This is a genomic window from Psychrobacter sp. I-STPA10 (assembly GCF_021012795.1).
Classification (GTDB): domain Bacteria; phylum Pseudomonadota; class Gammaproteobacteria; order Pseudomonadales; family Moraxellaceae; genus Psychrobacter.
Window position 1 is genome coordinate 32,849 of record NZ_VFYU01000026.1, and the last position, 21,435, is coordinate 54,283.

The following is a 21,435-nucleotide window of genomic DNA, read 5'->3' on the forward strand; positions in this document are numbered from 1 at the left end:
TATCAGCAATAAAAAAACGACAAGCCATCTGGTTTGTCGTTTTTTATTGTTTATGGAAAAAGTAACACGAATGTGCTAGCCATTAATTTGCTAGCCATATTGTCCCAAACCATCAGCTACCGTACCAAATACTTGTGCACGTTTGATAATTTGCATTGCCCAAGCTCGATGGGTTGCAGGCTCTAGCATGGTATCGTTAAATTTAAATACTGCTTTGGCATCAATATCTAAGATGGCTTGTGCTTCTTCAAGCAGATGGGTGGGGACAGCATAGGCTTGTTGTACTAACGCAATTTGATTGGGGTGAATCACAGTTTTGCCAACCAATCCCAATCTCACATCAGTGGTCAATTCTTGCATAAATAAGGTTGGCTGTTCAAGATATTCAAATACTGGTGCAGTGAGATAAAATCCATGTGGCACAAAACAGCCCAATAGCTGATTGATGAGTGTGCCAATCGGGGTGTCATAAATGCTGATATTGTGTGGACGACGTAGGCGTAACACGGCAAATAAATCGTTGCCACCAATGCGAAGCGCAAAAATGGGCTGATTAGATGCTTCGTTTAAAGCAACTGCCAGCTCTTGATTGTGCACAGGGTCATAAATAGGTGCGGTCTCAAGCGTTGGTAGCAATAGGCTATCCTCGCTTAGATATTGGCAAGCCATACGCCAATCTGACAGGCTATGCATATCAATTTTGGGTAGTACAAACCCATCAACCAAATCAATATGCTTAAAATCAGCGATTTGGTGCAACATTTGTGCATGACGAGGGCGTACAAACACCAATGGGCGTAGCATCTGCTGTGCATCTGCTTGATTAGCCCATGTATTTAACAGTGTTTGTAATTGCTGGAGGGCAAAATCTACGTCACTGTCACTAACCGCATCTTCTAAGCAGATGATAAGGCTATTGAGTGTGGGCAGTTTTTCACCACATATTACTTGCCAAATATCTGAGCGAGTCGCTGGCATGTATAAGCTTGCGCCAAGTTGGTATGGGTGCAAATGTTGTGCGATATCTTGTTGGGTGTGACTGATATCCAGACGAGTAGAAATGGCTGTATGTCTGAGTGGGCTATGATTTTTAGAATAAGTAGAAAGCATTGTTAGCATCATTAGTATTGTTAGCTGAATTTTTAATCAATGATAGGGGGAATAGTGGCAATAGGGCTATCGCATTAAGTTCGTTAAGTTGGGTAGTCTGGCTATTATAGACTCACCATACGCCATGATGTTAGCTAGGCTTGCTGAGTTTTTGTTGCCAGACTTTTTGCTGACAGATAACAGGTTGAGTTTATTTAGCATTTCTTTTTTTGATTAAGGTGATTGCTTGATAGGGTAATATTTGCTCACCAATGATATCAATATGGATATTTCTTTGACTGCATAGATGACGTAGTAATATTGTATCAGGGTGGTCGGCAGAGGCTAATAATACCCGTTCTGGGTCACGGCGTAATATCGCCCGAGTCGCCTCAGCAATGGTGGGTTTGATACGATTATAATTACTGATTTGATATTGCTTAGCAATTTGTTCTATCACAGCTTGGGTACGGTAGCGTGGTTTGCCGTAAGTTGGTAGTATTTCGGTATATTCTTTCAGGTTTTTTCTTTTATTATCAATGGTTTCAATAAACTGCAAACTGCAATCATGCGCTGCAAGCTCATGGTATAACACACTGCGATGTAAGCCTTGTGGCAACTCGTTGGTTGATTCATTATTGAGGTTTAAGCTGTTGCTGCTAGGCTCAGTATAAAGTGTACGAGAAATCAGCCCAGAGACGGTGCTACCAAGTAGCCCTGAGGGAATGAGCCAATCATCATTGCTTGCCGATAACCATGCCACACCTGCGGGGTCAGCAAGTGTGATTAAGGGAACGACATCAACATATTCATCATGAGGTCGCTGAAAACCACAGTGATAAAAATCTTGATGAAAAATATTCTCATGATAGGGGTGAGTCGTGTCTTGATACCTTACTAAACTGTGTGCCAGTTCCTCATAAATTGCGCCTTTACCCGTCCAGCCATCGACAAAGACAATAGGGCTATTAGGGTGGCGGGAAAAAATTTGCTGCATGGCGACATGGTCTAAACCGCGGTCACGGATAATGCTAATACCATAATGCACACTGGGCAGGGCATAACTGGCTTGGCTGTCCTGATTGTTCGGGTTATTTGGACTATCTGGGTTATCGGTATTGGCTAAGTCGTCTGTTTCATTATCTGTATCCATACGAAAAGCACGTTGTAGTAAGACACCAATTGGCAACCCTGCCCGAACCAAGCTGACCAATACCAATGGATTGTCTGCATCAATTTTATCTATAAAGTTATAGTGTAGTGTTGTGGCAAGATTGGCAATATCACTTGCCATGCGCTCGCTGCCTTGCTTTAGTGCTTGAGCATATAGTTGTTGGTGTGTATCACTGGGTGCTTGCTCTAAGGTCAGCATATCTGAGTAGTGTTGCTCGCCTGACTGAATTAAGGCTTCTTTTTGTTGTACAGGTACATTGGCAATGCTGTCTTTATCGACAATGTTGAGTAACAAGGTGACATCATCAGGCAGGTAGCTACCACAGTGTGTTGACAGAGTTGATGGGGTAGTGGTTTGGCTTGGATTCATAGTTTTTATATCACCATAGTGAGGTGGTTGGCGCATGACTTAGGGCATAGATAATGGTTTTAACGGTTGCAATAATAGCAGCAGCGTGGTGTTGTTACTGGTTTACCCTATTTTATCATGTATCGTGTCATGAAGCTGCCCATGATTGGGTGTACCATACCAGTCTAATAGCTGTAAAAATGGCAAATCTGCCAAACTGTCGCCAAAGCCAAAGCTAGGACGTTCATGGTCTAAGCAGTGTGTTAATAAAAATTCAACCGCATGGCGTTTATGGATAGCATGTGGCAATATCGCCAAATTATTGGCATTGACATGAATATAAAAATTATCAGCAAGTTGGGGGTATAGACAGGGCAAACGCTTGGCAAATTTTGCTAACCCATGATGGTCTTTTTGTGTATGTTTGATTGCTAAATAGATGATAAGCTCATTATTTTTATTATCAGTAAATAATTGGCGATGGCTGGTAAGTTTTAAGTTAAGAGACTCTATCTGATTCAGTTGTTCTATTTGCTGTATTAGTTGTGATAAGGTCGTTTGTAGGGGGGTTAATTTATCTATTATTTGTATTTGCCAGTCTGTTTGCAATTTGCCATTAGGCTCAACAATCACTGCCCCATGCGTCAGCACTTGCCAGCTATTAAAGGGCAGTTTGACCCGTTTTATCTCATTGGTATCACGGGCGGTGACTGCTATAAGCTCAGTAGTAGTATATAACCAATGAAACAAATGAGCTTGGCGTTTGCTCATAAAACTCAGCGGCTCGCCTTGTTTATTCACCGTGGCACAGACTAACTTTTCTTGTTCAGCCGTGGGCAGATGCCATGCGTTTATTTTACGCTGTGTCTGAAACAAAGTATCGTCCAAATCCATTAAGGCGTAAGGCTTGACTGGCTTAGTTTGATTGGTTATGTTGTGCTGCGCATAGGGGGATGGATATTGTAAAGAGGATATGGACATTTGCTTTGTTTTTTCCATGTTCAGCAGATAGATTAATAGGTTTTACCAGTCGATGCGCTTTAATGCAAACAAAGTAGGTTGATTTGGTTGGATTAAAGCAACTTGTCTACTATTATGATGGCTAATCAGTGTTATTTTTAAAATGTCACCAAGCGGTTTGTATTATTTTTTGCTCAGTCCAATGCTGGTAGAGATGACATAATGACTTGTTGCAAACGTAATTAGCAAACGTAATTATAAATGCTTGCTTTGGGCTAAGATGATATCAGATTAACATCAGCTGTCTTTATTGGGCTTTTGATAGAGCATAATCAATCTTAATTTTACTATAGAATCAGAGCGTATATATTGATTTTGTGAAGATATTGATTCCTGATATGATAAACTTGATAAATGACATTTTTAAGATAGCAAGGTTTACTCACTTTAATCAACATATAGGGACAATCAATGACCTCACAGCAATCAAATGATCAATGGCTTGATAATATTTTTACTTGGGCAGACGAATTTGCTATCCCAGAGGATGAAATCCCACGAGACAAACAAAAGTTATTGGCGCTGACTGAGTTAGATATTGATCGCGGATCATCACATCAAAAAACGCAATTGCCAAAAGTAACATATTTGCCTGAGGATATTGGTCAGCTTATTAATTTAACCAAACTAAATATTAGTCAGAATAAACTCACGCAACTCCCAAGTACGATTGGACAGCTAACTAATCTGACTACTTTACATATCAGTTTTAATCAATTGACTGAATTACCAGAAAGCATTGGCGAGCTTTCTAACTTAACTGAGCTTCATATTGATTTTAATCAACTCCAAAAATTGCCTGAAGCAATAGGACAATTGGATGGTTTAACAGTATTTGATGCTTTCTCAAATAAATTGTCACAGATGCCAGAGAGTATTGGACGCTTAACTAATTTAGAAGAGCTTAATCTTTCGAACAATCAATTGACAGAGCTTCACGATAGTATTGGACAACTGAATCAGTTAACCACATTGAAACTTTCACAAAATGAAATAGCCCAATTGCCAGATAACTTTTCACAATTAAGCCACTTAGTGCTGTTAGATATGAGTGACAATCAGTTGACCACCATTCCAAAGAGCATAGGTAGTTTGCAAGCCTTGAGTAGTCTTTTACTGAATCATAATCAGATTACTGAAATACCTGCACATATTGGCGCACTTGTTAATTTAACTCTGCTAAAACTTAATAATAATCGCATTCATCAAGTAGCAGAAGATATTGGTCATCTTAAACAGTTAAAAAAATTGGATATTAGTAAAAATCAGCTGACAAGTTTACCTGAGGGTTTGTGGACACTTAGTAATTTAGGTCATCTTTATATTTATGGTAATCAAGTTACGGCATTGTCAGAGAAGATGGCACAGCTTAGCAGTTTAGAGGAGTTTGATGCTAGTGGTAACAAACTGACCAATTTACCGAGTGATATTGGCGAGCTTACTAATTTAAAAGACCTATATGTCAGTTATAATCAACTCTCACAATTACCTGCAAGCCTATGTCACCTTAAAAATTTAGAAGCTCTTAATTTAGAAGGTAATCCATTAAAAGATTTATCTGAAGAAGTACAAGAGTTTATGAGCCATATACCTTTTGTTTGGGGTTGGCGTAAAGTGGGATAAGTTATTAGCTTTTATCCTTATTCTCTACTGACTAGCATCACATTATTAGACCTCTGCCATAGGGTAGTAACATGACTTACTATCTGGCAGGGGTTTTTATATTTTCATGTTATTTATTTAATTATAATATTTATTATGATTAAATATTTTTTATATAAATAGCAATTTTTGGAGTTAGTAATGAATACAATGTCAACACAATGCAACGATGAGGATGAGCAATGGATAAATAATATCTTTGCATGGGCAGATGAATTTGATATTCCAGAATACGAAGTTCCAAGAAATAAAGAAAGATTATTGACAATGACGGAGTTGAATATTAAACGTCAGAGTTGGGGGGATAAAAGATTTCTTAATAAAATCAATTATCTACCTGATGAAATTGGCAGGCTAACAAAATTAAAAGTGATTCATGGTGAGTTTAATGAATTCACTAAATTACCTGATAGTATGAGTCAACTTACTAATTTAACAGAGCTTTATGTTGGTGGGAATAAGTTGACCGAGCTACCTGAGTGGATTGGACAGCTAACCAATTTAACAAAGCTTTATATTAGTAACAATCAACTGACTGAATTACCAGATAGTATTGGAGCACTGATTCATTTAAAAAAATTTGGGGTTTGGTTCAACCAACTGGTTAAACTACCAGATAGTTTTGGTGGATTAACTAATTTGACAGTATTTGAGGCTAGTCACAATCAATTGACTGAATTGCCAGATAGTATCGCACAGTTGACTAATTTAGAATATCTTGATGTTGGTCAAAATCTAATATTCAAACTACCTGAGTGTATTGGAGAGTTGTCTAGTTTAAAGCATCTTAATGTTTTTTGTAATGAATTAACAACAATACCGAATAGTATTGGAGAATTAACTAATTTGACCGATTTAAATCTTGGATTTAATGAATTATCTCAGCTACCTAAAAGTATAGGAAATCTTAGCAATCTAACCTGTCTTCATATTAATAATAATGAATTCACCGAACTACCTGAATGTATTGGAGAATTAGTTGGTTTGAGCTATCTTAGAGGTGAAATTAATAAAATAAGAAATATTTCTGATAATATCGGGCAGTTGCCTAATCTAACACAACTTAATCTTGATGAAAATCAATTGACGACAATACCTGCTAGTCTTTGTTATCTAAGGAAGTTAGAAGAGTTTGATTTAGAGTGTAATCAACTGACTACATTACCTGATAATATTGGACAATTGACTAATTTAAAAGGTCTTTATATTGGTGATAATCCACTGATCACGCTACCTGATAGTATATGTAACCTGAAAAAATTAGAAACGCTTGATATAACTAATATTCTATTAAACAATTTATCAGCCCCTATTGAGGCGTTTTTACAAACTGTGCCAAAGGTTTGGAATATGGGGGACGATGACATTAGATAATTGTACTTCTCTTAACCAGCACTCACCACCAGCACATTATCAAGCTCTTGCCATAGCGTATCGACACTATCAGCAGGGGTTTTGATGTTTTATACAATCAAACCTTACCATAATACACTGAATAAATGATGACTAAAGATATACAACAACCCGATGAGCAATGGATAAATGCCATCTTTGCATGGGCAGATGAGTTTGACATTGCCGATGATGAAATCCCACGAGATAAATACAAACTGCTGGCTATGACTGAGCTTGATATTAATCGCTATGATGATGAAGATAACTGTCATATTCTTAAAATTACCTATTTACCTGATGAAATTGGACAGCTAACCAATCTAACCTCACTTGATATTAGTTGGAATGAAATTACTAAGCTACCTGATAGTATCGGCAAACTAACGAATTTAACTTATCTTTATGCTGATTGTAACCAACTTAAGAAACTACCTGATAGTATTGGTAACCTAACTAATTTAACCGAGCTTTATATTAGTGATAATCAAATTACCCAACTGCCTGAAAGTATTGAGCAACTAACCAATTTAATAATAATTAGTATTAATGGTAATCAACTAAACAAATTACCTGAAAGCATTGGGAAATTGACTAATTTAAAAGAACTTGATATTCAGTATAATCAACGGGCTAAACTACCTAAAAGTATAGGACAACTCATAAATTTAACTTATCTTAATATTAGTTATGATAAACTAACCAAACTGCCTGAATGGATTGGACAGCTCACTTATTTAACAGAACTTGATATTGATGGTAATCAACTGACCGAACTACCCGAATGGATTGGACAACTGACTAATTTAAAAGAACTTAGGATTAGTAATAATCAACTGACCGAACTACCTGAAAGTATTGGGCAACTGACTCGTTTAGAAGAGCTTTATATTGGTAGTAATCAATTGACCGAACTACCCGAATGGATTAGACAACTGACTAATTTAAAAGAACTTAGGATTAGTAATAATCAACTAACCAAAGTACTTGAAAGTATTGGACAACTGACTAATTTAAAAAAACTTGATATTAGTTATAATCAACTAACCAAACTGCCTGAAAGTATTTGTTATCTAAAAAAATTAGAATGGATTAGGTTAGATGATAATCCACTAACTCATTTATCAGAACCTGTTCAAGCCTTTTTACGGACTGTACGTTATGTTACAGGTTGGCAGGATAATGATGAGTTAACCTAATTAACCTACGCTTACCCAGCACTCACCACCAACACATTATCAAGCTCTTGCCATAGCGTATCGACACTATTGGCATGGGTTTCGATACATAAGACAATCAAATCCCACTCGTCAGCTTTAACGTTATAAACAAAGTTGGTCATACCCAAGCCATAATTATCAGCAAAACTTAGCATGTGCTTAATTGCTCCGCCCAATGCAATCGGAGAACGGGTTAGGGCACTAAATTTCACTATGTTTTGCGTCTGCTCTGTTACATGATTTTCTAGCCATTCTGCTAATAAAAACGGCAACCATACAAATTCATTACTGCCCAATACCAATATACGCTTGGGTAGGGGATTTTGTTGCCAATCATTAGCTTGCCAGTTTTCAATCCCAAAATGGCGAGCATAGGCTTGTTGAAACTGAGCCAAATAATTAGCAAATCCTTGTGTGCTATCCAGCGTGGGAAAGCGTCCCCAATTAGCCGTATCTAAGATGGGCTGAGAGCCTGCCTCAGTGGTATCAAGGCTTGGCATAATAATCGGTTCAGGGTTGGGGCTGTCCGTCCATTGCCACGAGCCTGCCAATAAATGATGACGATGAAAGGCTATTGTTTTTTCTATTCGTTGTAGTGGTGTATCCGCAGATTGAGTTAATTTTTGGCTGATACTGTCATTCATATTGGTTTGACTTAGCGACCAGTCAACCAAGGTGGTGAGATGTACTTGCTTAAGCTGATGCAAACCTGCCTGCTGTAAGGCATTGACCACATTAATACAGGTATTACCTGTGGAAGCTTCATCATCGACCATAATCAGCGTTTTGCTTGCCAATAATTGAGCTTGAATATTAGGGTCATTGCTTTGATAGATTAAATGTTGGCTAGCATGGCTATGGTCTTCACTAAAGGTGGTGAATAAGGTGGTGTTTGAGTGGTCGTTACTATCATGATGACAAGTCTCTTGCGCATGGCGGGTGGAGTTAAGTAGTAAGGCGTTTGGGTAGCGATGTTGTAGCACTTGATGCACCCCTGCCGATAGCCCAACTGCGGTTTCTGCCATACCCACCACCACAATCGGTTCGGGTAGATTATCAGGGACAAGATTTGCTAAATCACTAAATGCTTGACGCATAATACTAGGGGCAACTGGGATATGTCGCCCCAAGACTTTTGAGACAAATAAAAACGCCCGTTTGGGGTTAATACGTTGGGCAAAGTCAAGCAGGTCATCTAGTTCATAAAGGTGATTGGTTTCTTCAGTTTGTTGATAAGTGAGGGTGAGCGAGCCACGGGGTAGGGTGATGGTTTTGGTGTTGGTATGAATGGTGGTATTTGCCATATTTACTAAATTTCCTGTGAATTTTTGACTGTATTTTTTAGTTAATATTTATTTTTATATTGTCTCAGATTATCCCTGACACCCTACCAACCACAATGCCCCACGACTTTGGCGACTAAGCTGAGGTGTGGTCAGTGGGGTTGGTGATACAGGTACTTTAGTGGCTGATTGAGTATTATCCAAATAAGACAAACTAATACCTGCACTGGTTAGTAGTGCTGATAATAGTTGAAATTTTACTGCGTAGTTGACATTTTGGGCGTGTTCATGGGCAAAGCTGGAGGTTGCCATTGCCACCACCTCACCAGTTGGTAATAGTAACGGACTGCCACTAGAGCCAGGCTGAATGGGGGCGGTAAATTGCATATATCGAATATCATCACCAAAGCCTGTCAGCGCAGCAATGCAGCCTTGAGTTACCTGTAATTGGCTACTTAGCCCCGATAATGGAAAACCCAGTGTTGTAATCGTTTCTCCAAGCCAATCGCTACAGCCAGATGCCAACGGCAAATAACAAGGCAGAGGCTCACTAACTTTAATGATGGCACTGTCACTACCGATATCGCTGAGCACCACCTGTACCTCACGGTCAGGCTGTCCTTGTTGACGAATACCAATGCGCTGCGCTGACTCAATCACATGATAGCAAGTGAGCAAATGATAAGGGTCGATGGCAAAGGCTGTACCTGTCCAAGTTTCACCTGCCTGCACTTGTCTTGGTGGACGCTGGCGAGATTCAGAGCCGATTTGTTGGTTTTGGGATTGGATTTGTTCATGAGTTTGGGGTGGGCGGGTGTCAATGGCAACTTGTACCCGTTGCGAGAGGCTATCTAGTCCTTGGGTGGAAGTTTCACCTAATGCTCGGCATTTATATTGTCCACTGCGTCGATAAATCTCTAGTACAATTGCCGCTTTGACATGGCGTTCTTGGGTGGTAAAGTCATAGTGTATCTGTTCGTTATCAATGCTAAGATGTATGCCTTCAAACTCAACGGCTGGCAAGTTGAGGGTAGGGGTGTGATAAGCATAGACGATAAGTTGCAAAAAATGCACACCCTGTTTATCAAACAGATTATCCAAATCCAATCGCCACTCACTGGGATTATTGGCATCATCAAGGCTTGCCCAATCTTTGGTTTCGTGTAAATAGGCTGGACTACACACAGCATGGCGTTTGTCATCAAGTGGTAGCCAAAGCATACCAAGTTGTTGGTTAAATTGTTGCTCAGTATTCGTCGGGGAAAAACCAACCGTACAACTTGCCTGTGAAATAACTGTATTTGCCCCTAACACCAACATCGTCTTGCCCATCGTGAAAACCCTTATTATTTACTCTATCATGGTAATTCAAACCATATTTATAAATAAATCTAATTAATATATTAAAAATTAAACAACAAAATTTATCAGCTAACCATCAAAACCTATTCCATTGTAACCGTTTTTTCGCTTATCATAACAGCAGTAAAAATAATATACGTAACCAATTCTACTTATTAACTTATATTTACTTAAAGCCTAGAGGGGCTAAGGGACACAGTTTGGTGCATTACTATTGTCTCAACCCCATTAATCATTGCTAAACTTGCTAAAGCCATTAGGTTAAAAAATATCACTAATACAACACTATTTATAAGAATCATCAATAAACCATAGCAAAATCAATACCTCAGCGCATTTAAATTTGCAAATGGCTAAATTATAATGACAGATATCAAAAGAGAATGATTCATTCTCAAAAGTTTATATCTTTAAATTACTGACTAACAAGGCGACATTATGCAGCATATTTTTGGCATAAAACTATCAGCGATTACTATGGCAGTATTATTGGCAGGATGTTCAAACATGAATGCCAATCCTGAAAATCAAGCAAACAATCCAACGAATGTTGAGACAGCAACTAAGCAACAGACGACCAGTTCAGCTAGTTTAGCACCTACGTCATCCACGCCACCCATGCCACAAACAGGCTTTCGCTTTAGTGATGAAGAGAATTTTGACATTGCCAATCCAAACAGATTATCACATCGTATCTTTTATAGTAAACCATCGACAGGCGCAGATGCCGCATGGTTTGATGCAGTGAAACGTGGTGACTTGCCTACGGTTAAATATATGGTAGAAAACGGTCAGGACATTGAAGCCAAAGATACAGGCAGTCTCAATCAAACTGCACTGGGGTGGGCAGCCTTTATTGGCTATGAAGACATGGTGGATTACTTAATCGCTCAAGGTGCAGATTTGCATGCCACTGACAGAGGCGACGTTTATAATGTGATGAAATCAGCGGTACTGGGTAAAAATACGGATATTGTCAAAAAAGTACATCAATTATTAAATGCAGAAAATCCCGTTGATTTAAACGACCAAACTGTCGAGAGTGATGGTGAAACGCTAATTATGGTAGCGGCTAGTAACAATCGTCTAGAAACCGTCAAATACTTGCTAGAACAAGGCGCAGACCCTAATTTAGTAGCAACGACACAAAATAAAAATATGGGTTCATACAACCAAAGCGCGTATTCGTATGCGTGTAGCCGAAATTTAAAACAGATGCAGCAACTGCTTGCTGAAAATGGTGCAATTAATCACCGTACTGGTAGGGCAAGTTGTGAGTAACGCTTGCATCTAATTTTTTCTGATGATTTTTTCTGAGTGGTTTTAATAGGTCACGGTTGTCATTATCACAAAGGTAGCTATCATTAGGTGGTGGCCTTTTTATTTTATAGTTTATAGTTATCTGAATTTATTTTCTAAATTGCCTATATAGGAATGTCTAATATAATATTTTGTTTTGGTTGCGGGTTTAAATTATTTAAGTATTGAAAAAATATATTGTCTGCAATAATTAAGCTGTTTTCTTCAATATCGTTGTTATTTCCACGTAGCTGAATTAAAAAATCCTCTTTTGTTTGTGCAACAAAAATTCCTATATAAGTATTATTAGGATGAGCATTGGCAATATAGAGATTGTTCCATTTTTCTATACCTATACCTTCAATAAGAAAATGATTGACTTTTTTTAAGTTTGCTATTTTCTTGGGATTGGAAATTTCAACAAACATCTCCTGCATTTTTTTAGGATTCCCTAAGCTATAATCAATACAGGCCTGTATCATACGCTCTTGGGTAATTGGATTAAAGTTAAGTTCATGTCCTGCTTGTTTGGCAACTTCTTTTAAAAATATTCTTTGTGTTCTACCATTCCCGTCTCGGAATGGATGGATTTCATTTAGTAAACCAAACAAATGAGCCGCTTCTATCGCAAATTCTTCTCTTTTCATACCTTGAAGTTGATTTTTTGACTCAAAATCTTTAAAAACTTTGGTAGCTTTGGTAGTTATCTTATTAGGATGAGTAAAAGAATGACCCTTACTTAATGTTGTTGTTCTTAGTTTACCAGCCCATGAATAAATATCAGAAAATAAATATTTATGAATGGACTTAATTCCTTCAAAAGATAAAGGTATTTGTAGTTTTTCTATGGTTAATTCTTTTGCAATAATTAAATTGTTTTCAATATATTCTAGCTTCTCTTGGTCTTTGATGCCGAATTTATTTATTAATACACCATTTGTATAAGTATATTTAATCATAAATTAGATACCACCCATTCATATACGATAGTTTCTTGTATATCTAGTGGTACACGTTCCTCATTTAACATAGCAAATAATTCTTTTGAATCTGATTTTTGATAATATCCTTCTAATCGAGCATTCTCAACAGCGTCTATATGCTTTTGATTTACTACTATTAGCTCTTCATCTGTTAAAGGTGTAAAGTCCATTGCCCTGATTTTTTGGCGAAAATAATTGATATCTTTTTTCATAATATATCCTCTAATAAAAAGTTGATGCTGTTTGAACAATTATTGTTTGTCGTATCATTATATGAACAGCTTTTTTGGTTTTGTTATTCTGACTAAATATCCAATTGTAACATAGTCAATTCAAGATAATACTGTTATAAAGAAAACGAGCGAAAGTGTACAAGTAGTACTGTGAGTGAGTTTAACGATGTAACATTTTTGTATTGAGCCGACTATATAATGTTGTTGCTTATCACACCTTATAGTATCATCACCTTTCTAAATCATCTATGCGATGTTGAAGAAATGGTATTTATCAAAAAATAAGCGGAGCTTTTTCTAAATCATCTATGCGATGTTGAAGGTCACCTCATGTTTAGCGAACGCACAAGAGACTTTCTAAATCATCTATGCGATGTTGAAGTTTTGATAAGTCCAAAGAAGTAGCCGTCAGCATTTCTAAATCATCTATGCGATGTTGAAGAATTGTGATTAGCCTTGTGCCGTACGGTACAATTTCTAAATCATCTATGCGATGTTGAAGGTACAAGTCGACACGGTGGCGCAAAAGTGTACTTTCTAAATCATCTATGCGATGTTGAAGATCAGGTTCACGTTCAAATATGGCAAAGCATGTTTCTAAATCATCTATGCGATGTTGAAGCATTTTCTGTATTGCGTATGATGATTTGGGGCTTTCTAAATCATCTATGCGATGTTGAAGAACCAAAACCTGAATTTAGACCTGAACCTGAATTTCTAAATCATCTATGCGATGTTGAAGGTTAAGGCGATTAAAAATGAAGAGTCGATATTTTTCTAAATCATCTATGCGATGTTGAAGCTTATATTACAGGCGGAATAATAATCGTGAGATTTCTAAATCATCTATGCGATGTTGAAGCATCAAAACCACGAAATAAAATGTGAAAATCATTTCTAAATCATCTATGCGATGTTGAAGCTATGAAGCTGCTGTCAAAAGCGATAGAGAATTTTCTAAATCATCTATGCGATGTTGAAGAGTGTATCTATGATAATTGATGAGGGTTTGACTTTCTAAATCATCTATGCGATGTTGAAGGTTCGATTGCAAAAGGGCTTCGGGGTGGACTTTTTCTAAATCATCTATGCGATGTTGAAGCCGTCCTCAACACTGCCTGACCATTTTTTACATTTCTAAATCATCTATGCGATGTTGAAGTGTCATAGCTAAATCTTCCCTTGCCGATATGTTTTCTAAATCATCTATGCGATGTTGAAGTTCACATCGTTTGTCTTAACTACAAATAAATTTTTCTAAATCATCTATGCGATGTTGAAGAGGGTTGGCTGCGTGATGTTTTAACTGGAGCTTTTCTAAATCATCTATGCGATGTTGAAGAAAAGTATTTGGAGCAGGGTTATACTTATGACTTTCTAAATCATCTATGCGATGTTGAAGGCGGTGACATACGAGCTGGATTAGGCTCAGTATTTCTAAATCATCTATGCGATGTTGAAGCCTATTTTAGTTTGTGCCAAAAGTTGGGGGTCTTTCTAAATCATCTATGCGATGTTGAAGTGTCATCAGAATATTAAGATTTTCATTCATAATTTCTAAATCATCTATGCGATGTTGAAGGCAGACCGCCCCCTTGTCGAGAATTGGAAACATTTCTAAATCATCTATGCGATGTTGAAGTGCTAAAGTCAATTCTAACAAGCTCAACTAAATTTCTAAATCATCTATGCGATGTTGAAGTAAAAATTTAGCATCTTGAGTGTTAGCTATATTTTCTAAATCATCTATGCGATGTTGAAGATCATGCTAGCAATGGCGGTGTTTGGCATGCTTTTCTAAATCATCTATGCGATGTTGAAGTTAGCAAATATGAATCTGCTTATCAATCTGTTTTTCTAAATCATCTATGCGATGTTGAAGTAAATGGCGATGGTTTAAATGGAAATTTAAAATTTCTAAATCATCTATGCGATGTTGAAGAGCAATATAGAGAAGAGCAGCTACGTGATGGTTTTCTAAATCATCTATGCGATGTTGAAGCCAAAAAAGAGCTGATGAGTATTGAGTCAGCATTTCTAAATCATCTATGCGATGTTGAAGTGCTTGGATTGCTGGCAAGGGGCAGTAGTGCTTTTCTAAATCATCTATGCGATGTTGAAGGTAGGTAGCTGCACATCACCACCACCCTTTGCTTTCTAAATCATCTATGCGATGTTGAAGGGTATTAAATCGTCAGCCGCGAGTATTGGTATTTTCTAAATCATCTATGCGATGTTGAAGAGATATGCTGGCTCAAGCAGATAGCGAGGTGGTTTCTAAATCATCTATGCGATGTTGAAGAATAGCTAGAGCGCTGGGGGTTAATCAGTATTTTTCTAAATCATCTATGCGATGTTGAAGCAGACAAACAAGAGCCTCAGCTAGCAATAGTTTTTCTAAATCATCTATGCGATGTTGAAGTAAGACAGTGAGCGATAAAAACACCGCACCACTTTCTAAATCATCTATGCGATGTTGAAGATTATGACACTTTCCATGAACTAGAAGAGAGTTTTCTAAATCATCTATGCGATGTTGAAGATGCCGTCATACAGCGTCTCAGATTCGGGATTTTTCTAAATCATCTATGCGATGTTGAAGATCAACTGCCACCCAATTCAAAACGTGCTGATTTTCTAAATCATCTATGCGATGTTGAAGGCAGCTCAAATTTATCTTTTTCTTTATCTTTTTTTCTAAATCATCTATGCGATGTTGAAGTGTCTCAGCAAGTTTAACTGTTGCTGTATAGATTTCTAAATCATCTATGCGATGTTGAAGGAATTTGACGGCATTGAATTGCCGGCTGTTATGTTTCTAAATCATCTATGCGATGTTGAAGAGATGGCGCCAGTGCTCAACTATGTGCAAGCATTTCTAAATCATCTATGCGATGTTGAAGTTACCCTGTAAATCCCACTCTCTACACACAAATTTCTAAATCATCTATGCGATGTTGAAGTATAACAATCTGAGCGACTTTGCGCTGGATTGTTTCTAAATCATCTATGCGATGTTGAAGGAAAGGGGATACAGTTCTGAGGATAAAGAAATATTTCTAAATCATCTATGCGATGTTGAAGCACCGAAAAACATTAGCATTAAAAATCCCGATTTTCTAAATCATCTATGCGATGTTGAAGAAACGCTACATACAGCATAACCCCCCTGAAATTTTCTAAATCATCTATGCGATGTTGAAGAATCACAAATCGGAGTTAAATCAAATTGTAACTTTCTAAATCATCTATGCGATGTTGAAGTTTTATAGTCATCGTCATTTGTTTGTGTACCTTTTCTAAATCATCTATGCGATGTTGAAGCCCCGACCCATTTGAGCAACCTCACGCTTACTTTTCTAAATCATCTATGCGATGTTGAAGCTGAGCACGACACAGTAACACAAACTGGTGAGTTTCTAAATCATCTATGCGATGTTGAAGGTTTTGTATTCAACACCATCACCAAACACTGCTTTCTAAATCATCTATGCGATGTTGAAGTGTGTCATTGGCATCATCGTCATAGCGCAGATTTTCTAAATCATCTATGCGATGTTGAAGGAGGCATCTACAGGTGGTTGGCAACGTAATGATTTCTAAATCATCTATGCGATGTTGAAGGATTTTATTGCTATTTGATGTTACTTCTCTGATTTCTAAATCATCTATGCGATGTTGAAGCTACTTGTGAGCGTAGGGCATCAATGACTATTTTTCTAAATCATCTATGCGATGTTGAAGCGGGAACTCCGTATATTTCCTGATCAATGTCAGTTTCTAAATCATCTATGCGATGTTGAAGTAATTCATATTGGTAATGTTTTTGAGAAAAACTTTCTAAATCATCTATGCGATGTTGAAGGAATCCGTACAAATACGTGTGTAGATGCTCTGTTTCTAAATCATCTATGCGATGTTGAAGATGACACTTGCTCTAAATTTGCTAGCCTTAGCTTTCTAAATCATCTATGCGATGTTGAAGAGGAATTATAACTCTAAAAAACCAATAATAACAAGGCATGGAAGGCAAAAACCCTTATTTTACCCTCCATTTTTTACCTTGCTATAATTGGTTGATTTTATTGTAAATTTTTAAATAGCTCAAAAAAAGGGTTTTTATACCCAAATTTTGGGTAATTCGTCATTACCTTTGCCAACTTGACTAACTTTGTCACTGTGTTTGCCATGGTCACCAATGAGGCACAGTAATATCCGTGGTCATGGTATTGAGACCATAAGTATTAAATGTGCCCTTATTAGGGCTATCTACCGATTGTTGTAGGATGGACAGCCTATAAGCAACACCCGTTGTTTCACTTTTTAAATTAATATAAGGTAATTGCATCTCTGGTGGTCGTTTTGCCACAGTGACCATTGCCTCATCATAGCTAATGCCGAGTTTTTCAGCAAGTGTTTGTGCCTGCAATTCAACTGGCTTAAAGCGATAGCGTTTCACCACCAAATACCCTGTCGCTTTATCATCCACTGCACTGATACTTTTAACATGCACATAGTCAGTAAGACGAGATAGCCAACAGTTTAAATCAAGCTTTTCTAAATCTGCTTGATTCGGGGCAAAAACTCGAAGTTTATGCCCTAGCTTTGATGATTGCTCATTTTTAGCGTCATAGTGATAATCAGGAAAGCTGACACCAATACTCTCAATACCATGCTTATTTTTTAAATCTGCTAAGGCAATATGTAGCTGAGTATATAACTTTTGCCAAATAAAATAAGATGAGATATCAGGCTCAGGAAGTAAGGTAATTTCTTGATAATGGCTAAGTTTACTCATAGATTACTCCTTACCACTGGCACCAAACACCCCGCCACGAATCAGCACACCCATAACATAATGCTGTTGTTCTACTTCTGGTACTTCACCTTTTAATACCCAATTATCAAATAGGCTGTAAAAGTCCATTTTGGCTTTGGGTTGGCGGAAGGCAGTTCCCATGGTAGTCACTGCTCCATAAGGTTCAATAGCTATCGGAAATTCGGCATTTGGATACCATGTATCAATGGTACGAATGGCGTTGCTAATTTTTTGTGAGTGCATACCCGCATTGTCTTCACAGCCTTGTCGGTCATTGACACGGTATAACACTTTGCTTTTTTTACTACCCGTATCTAGGATAAGTTCTTGTGAAGGATATACCTCTTGACCATAGCCAATGATGGCATGAGCTTCAATGTATAAAATAATAAACTCTTCACCACTTAGCCCTGATTTTATCCAATTGGCGACTTGTTTTATTTGAGCATCATCTGCATCAAAGTTTTTCAGACTATAGACATGGGCATCTTCAATGCTGACAGTTTGGTCATTACATTTGACACTTACGCTAATTTTTTCAGCACCGACACGATTACGCCATAGCCAGCGTGCGTTTAAAATATTAATCGCATAACGGCGGGCAAGCTCATTTAATCCTTGGCTTTGGATGTAATCAGCGACCACTTTTTCTAATGCTTGCTGATAATCTTGGTCATTACAGACATTTGGTTTGCCAGTAAATGGTAGAACTTTTATGCTAAAACGAGTAATTAACGTATCGTTTTGTTCATCTAAAGACGCAGAATCAACTTTTTGTAGATTTGCCTTTTCGGTTTCGGCATCCAGTTTAGCAGGATCATTAGTAATGGCATTTTTAAGCCGATTGCTAATGGTGCCACGTACCGATTTTTCTTTAATGGTGACAGGCGAGCGTGCGGACGCTTTATTGTCTGCTGAATCTGTATCGTTGGTTTTGCTGTTAGCTTGGGTTTTGCTGTTGGTTTGCCATAGATAAGCGTCTGATACGTCAAGGTTGCGTTCAAAGGCAAGGACTGAGGCTGTTTTAAGGGTGGTTTTTGACATAGTATTCTCCATGATTGATGATTGTCATTGGGTTGCTTGATTTATTGCTTAGTTTGGTTACTTAATTTTGCAAAGCTGTTTATAAAACTATTGGTAAAGTCAGTTTGTAAAACGGTTAAATATCTAAAGATTGAGTGACTAAGTACAAGTTATTTTCTGCATCATATTTTTGATACCAAAGGGCATCTGCTAAGTCTTCGATGCGATGTGGGAATACCCATTTGCCTAGACCATAAATGGCTTCTACATATTGACTAGCATACTCAGGGTTACGGATATTTTGCATCACGCCAGCTTCATAACATTCTGATATGCCTTGAAAACCTAATGCAATCGGCACGAGCCAACCTCTACCTTTTTTGATGGACTGTGTTTGCCACTTTGTTTGCTGTGAGGTTTGTTGTGAGGTTGGCTGAGGGGCTGTTTTATTGCCATCATTGATAGGTGGTTGATGATGTAAAGTGGCAGTTTCTATTAGCGCATCTAAAGTGGTGGCATCAGGATTGGTTTGCTGTAACTCCTCAGTAATATTAATAAGGTCTTCATCAGCATTTATTAGGATAAAAGCAGGTAATAAGCTTTTGTTAAAGTCATTGATTTCTTCTACAGCTAAATAGTCAATCGGATTGAATCTATCCAGATGGGTAACATTACCTCCCGCCCAACGCTGTTGTTGAACTTTAATGTTTAAGGCAGTTTTTAATTGTTCGATACAGTCGTCTTCCAACATAAAATCATCTGCATAAACACCTATGATTAATGAGATACGCAGATGACAGCGTCCTTCTTCGATAATGGCAGAGGTTTTACCTGATTTTAAAATAGGGTTGCGGGTTTGATTAAAGGTATAGTCTTTATAACTCTCTTCTCGGTATATTTGTGGACGACAGTCATAACAAGCGATTAACACACCATCAAGACGGACATGTTCCAATCCAGTGATGTCAGCAATCTTACGGCTAAGGGCATGTGTTGCACCTGTAAAGCCAGTAATGGCAGGGAAACCATAGGTAATAGGACTTGAAATAGTGTTGGCATTTTGGATATGCATATTTTTGATTAACACATAGCCGACCAATTCTTTGTCAGGGTAGATATAACTCATTGAAATGCTCCTTGACCTAAACGCTGTGACTCTTTTAATGCAGTTTGCATTTCTTGCTGCCAATTAGATTGTTCTGGGTCAGCAAAGTCATCTTTTATTTTGGGGAATTCATTTTTTAATAGGGCTTGTAGCCAACGAGCGAATCTTTGCTCTATTTCTTGTTGCCAGTGACCTTTTTCAAAGTCCTCTTTAAAGGTATCTTCGCCTTCTAGATGTTTTCGATTTGGGTCAAGCCAAAGTTTTTCTGCATAATCAAGATTGTATTGGGTTGACCAGCCCGCAGGACGATTGTGTTGGATACTACTGGCAATTTGTAGTATCTGTAGTAGCAAATCATCTAAGATAGACTTACGGGCATCACGAATACTGACGTTGTTGTAGTTGGTTTTTATGATGTTATATAAGGCATCTAAAGTACGCCGAGTTTGATATGCCATTGATTTGGCATTAAATATGCTATTGGCATTTTTACTAAATGTGAGCTGTGGTGACTGGGTAAAGTTTGGTGGCAATGAGGGTAAAAGATAGGTTTTGCCACGTTTTTTACTCATTAATTGGCTGACGCCTTGAGGGTTACTACCCCCGATATTGAGTACAGCTAAGTCATGAATGGTGGTGTAAGGTTGCTGAATTTCCGTGGCTTTATTTCTATTTTTTTTAGCCAGCATATTGTCATCAGAAAATTTGATATCTTGAATAGTTGTATAGAGATGATGGGTTAATGAGGTGGGATATAAAGGCACAAGGCAAATATAATCATCTTCGGTAGGAAATAGTATTTGCTTATTTTGTTCGTCCGTGCTGGGTGTATCAATATGAGCAATCACCAACTTATAAAAAATATCATGAATCTGCTGGGAAGTGGCACTATCAGAATGAAAAACGTCTTTTAGACTGGGGTGTTGGTTTTTTATTAGTTCTCCAATAGTGGTGTGAATGGTGGTATTGGTGCTTTTATTAGAGGTATCGCTAGATACGGTAGTTTGTAAAAAGGCAGCTAAAGGTAGGGCGGCGGCATTGCCACTGGCATCAATGATTGGTTCAGGAAGGCTATGGTGACCAGCAAAATCTTTTTTTGAGGATTGATTATTTGTTGTAGGTGAGGGGGTATAAATAATATTGTCACCTTTTGAGCTGGCATGAACGCCTTTAGAAATATGTGTGCCGAAACTTAATTGATTGCTCATCCAGCTACTGGCATATTCCATCCATGTATCACGTTTATATTTATCTTTTAGTTGTTGCAGTTTGGCGTTAATCTGTTCAATAGCTTGGGTGTTATTATCTTGTATCGCTTTTTCAAGCTTTTTTTCTTCTGGACTGGCTTTATTGTCATATTGCGAGGTTAGGAAGCGATTGATGGCTTCTTTTATATGAGTGTGGGTAATACTTTTCATTTTTT

General features: G+C 37.7%; 15 protein-coding genes and 1 CRISPR repeat array. Of the genes, 4 read left to right on the top strand and 11 right to left on the bottom strand.

Going from position 1 to position 21,435, the window contains the following annotated elements; all coding sequences use genetic code 11:
* Nucleotides 1–90: 90 nt before the first annotated feature.
* The 3 genes from FHK89_RS12770 to FHK89_RS12780 all read right to left on the bottom strand — a co-directional run bounded on the left by FHK89_RS12770 (nucleotide 91) and on the right by FHK89_RS12780 (nucleotide 3,592).
* A complete protein-coding gene (locus FHK89_RS12770) occupies nucleotides 91–1,110 on the bottom strand; it encodes an HpcH/HpaI aldolase/citrate lyase family protein (protein ID WP_268992986.1) in 1,020 nt (339 codons plus the stop codon).
* Nucleotides 1,111–1,300: 190 nt separating this feature from the next.
* Entirely contained in the window at nucleotides 1,301–2,632 is a 1,332-nt protein-coding gene (locus FHK89_RS12775; protein WP_230661173.1) for a cysteine protease StiP domain-containing protein, read from the bottom strand.
* Nucleotides 2,633–2,734: 102 nt separating this feature from the next.
* Nucleotides 2,735–3,592 (bottom strand): HAD hydrolase family protein, encoded by an 858-nt coding sequence (locus tag FHK89_RS12780; protein ID WP_442966597.1) that lies wholly within the window; start codon nucleotides 3,590–3,592, stop codon nucleotides 2,735–2,737.
* A gap of 450 nt (nucleotides 3,593–4,042) precedes the next feature.
* Between FHK89_RS12780 and FHK89_RS12785 the strand changes: the two genes are divergently transcribed.
* From FHK89_RS12785 to FHK89_RS12795, 3 genes are all read left to right on the top strand, one after another.
* Nucleotides 4,043–5,254 carry a leucine-rich repeat domain-containing protein gene (locus FHK89_RS12785; protein ID WP_230660999.1) on the top strand — a complete coding sequence of 404 codons (1,212 nt, stop codon included), beginning with the start codon at nucleotides 4,043–4,045 and terminating at the stop codon, nucleotides 5,252–5,254.
* A gap of 180 nt (nucleotides 5,255–5,434) precedes the next feature.
* Complete coding sequence (locus FHK89_RS12790; protein WP_230661001.1) at nucleotides 5,435–6,667, top strand: leucine-rich repeat domain-containing protein; 1,233 nt, start codon at nucleotides 5,435–5,437, stop codon at nucleotides 6,665–6,667.
* Between the two features lie 128 nt (nucleotides 6,668–6,795).
* The gene (locus tag FHK89_RS12795) at nucleotides 6,796–7,884 is read left to right on the top strand and encodes a leucine-rich repeat domain-containing protein (RefSeq protein WP_230661003.1); all 1,089 of its coding nucleotides are present in this window, start codon (nucleotides 6,796–6,798) and stop codon (nucleotides 7,882–7,884) included.
* A gap of 11 nt (nucleotides 7,885–7,895) precedes the next feature.
* Here FHK89_RS12795 and FHK89_RS12800 read toward each other — a convergent pair whose 3' ends face one another.
* Both FHK89_RS12800 and FHK89_RS12805 read right to left on the bottom strand, forming a co-directional pair.
* Nucleotides 7,896–9,209 (bottom strand): phosphoribosyltransferase domain-containing protein, encoded by a 1,314-nt coding sequence (locus tag FHK89_RS12800; RefSeq protein WP_230661005.1) that lies wholly within the window; start codon nucleotides 9,207–9,209, stop codon nucleotides 7,896–7,898.
* 69 nt (nucleotides 9,210–9,278) lie between these two features.
* Complete coding sequence (locus FHK89_RS12805) at nucleotides 9,279–10,520, bottom strand: S1 family peptidase (RefSeq protein WP_230661007.1); 1,242 nt, start codon at nucleotides 10,518–10,520, stop codon at nucleotides 9,279–9,281.
* Nucleotides 10,521–10,988: 468 nt separating this feature from the next.
* Here FHK89_RS12805 and FHK89_RS12810 point away from each other — a divergent pair, with 468 nt between their 5' ends.
* Nucleotides 10,989–11,831: an ankyrin repeat domain-containing protein gene (locus FHK89_RS12810; RefSeq protein ID WP_230661009.1), complete on the top strand. Its 843-nt coding sequence runs from the start codon at nucleotides 10,989–10,991 to the stop codon at nucleotides 11,829–11,831.
* A 143-nt stretch (nucleotides 11,832–11,974) separates the two neighbouring features.
* Here the strand turns inward: FHK89_RS12810 and FHK89_RS12815 are convergent, their stop codons facing one another.
* The 6 genes from FHK89_RS12815 to csy1 form a co-directional block, all read right to left on the bottom strand.
* A complete protein-coding gene (locus tag FHK89_RS12815) occupies nucleotides 11,975–12,808 on the bottom strand; it encodes a Fic/DOC family protein (protein WP_230661011.1) in 834 nt (277 codons plus the stop codon).
* The gene (locus FHK89_RS12820) at nucleotides 12,805–13,044 is read right to left on the bottom strand and encodes a hypothetical protein (RefSeq protein ID WP_230661013.1); all 240 of its coding nucleotides are present in this window, start codon (nucleotides 13,042–13,044) and stop codon (nucleotides 12,805–12,807) included. The genes FHK89_RS12815 and FHK89_RS12820 overlap by 4 nt, the downstream gene beginning before the upstream one ends.
* Nucleotides 13,045–13,299: 255 nt before the next feature.
* Nucleotides 13,300–17,050: a CRISPR direct-repeat array (repeat unit 28 nt; unit sequence TTTCTAAATCATCTATGCGATGTTGAAG).
* A 207-nt stretch (nucleotides 17,051–17,257) separates the two neighbouring features.
* On the bottom strand, nucleotides 17,258–17,863 hold the full coding sequence (cas6f, locus tag FHK89_RS12825) for a type I-F CRISPR-associated endoribonuclease Cas6/Csy4 (RefSeq protein ID WP_230661015.1): 606 nt from the start codon (nucleotides 17,861–17,863) through the stop codon (nucleotides 17,258–17,260).
* Nucleotides 17,864–17,866: 3 nt separating this feature from the next.
* Complete coding sequence (csy3, locus tag FHK89_RS12830) at nucleotides 17,867–18,928, bottom strand: type I-F CRISPR-associated protein Csy3 (protein WP_230661017.1); 1,062 nt, start codon at nucleotides 18,926–18,928, stop codon at nucleotides 17,867–17,869.
* Nucleotides 18,929–19,043: 115 nt separating this feature from the next.
* Complete coding sequence (gene csy2 / locus FHK89_RS12835; protein ID WP_230661019.1) at nucleotides 19,044–20,033, bottom strand: type I-F CRISPR-associated protein Csy2; 990 nt, start codon at nucleotides 20,031–20,033, stop codon at nucleotides 19,044–19,046.
* Nucleotides 20,030–21,430, bottom strand: coding sequence for a type I-F CRISPR-associated protein Csy1 (gene csy1, locus FHK89_RS12840; protein ID WP_230661021.1), 1,401 nt, complete (start codon nucleotides 21,428–21,430; stop codon nucleotides 20,030–20,032). The genes csy2 and csy1 overlap by 4 nt, the downstream gene beginning before the upstream one ends.
* Between the last annotated feature and the right edge of the window lie 5 nt (nucleotides 21,431–21,435).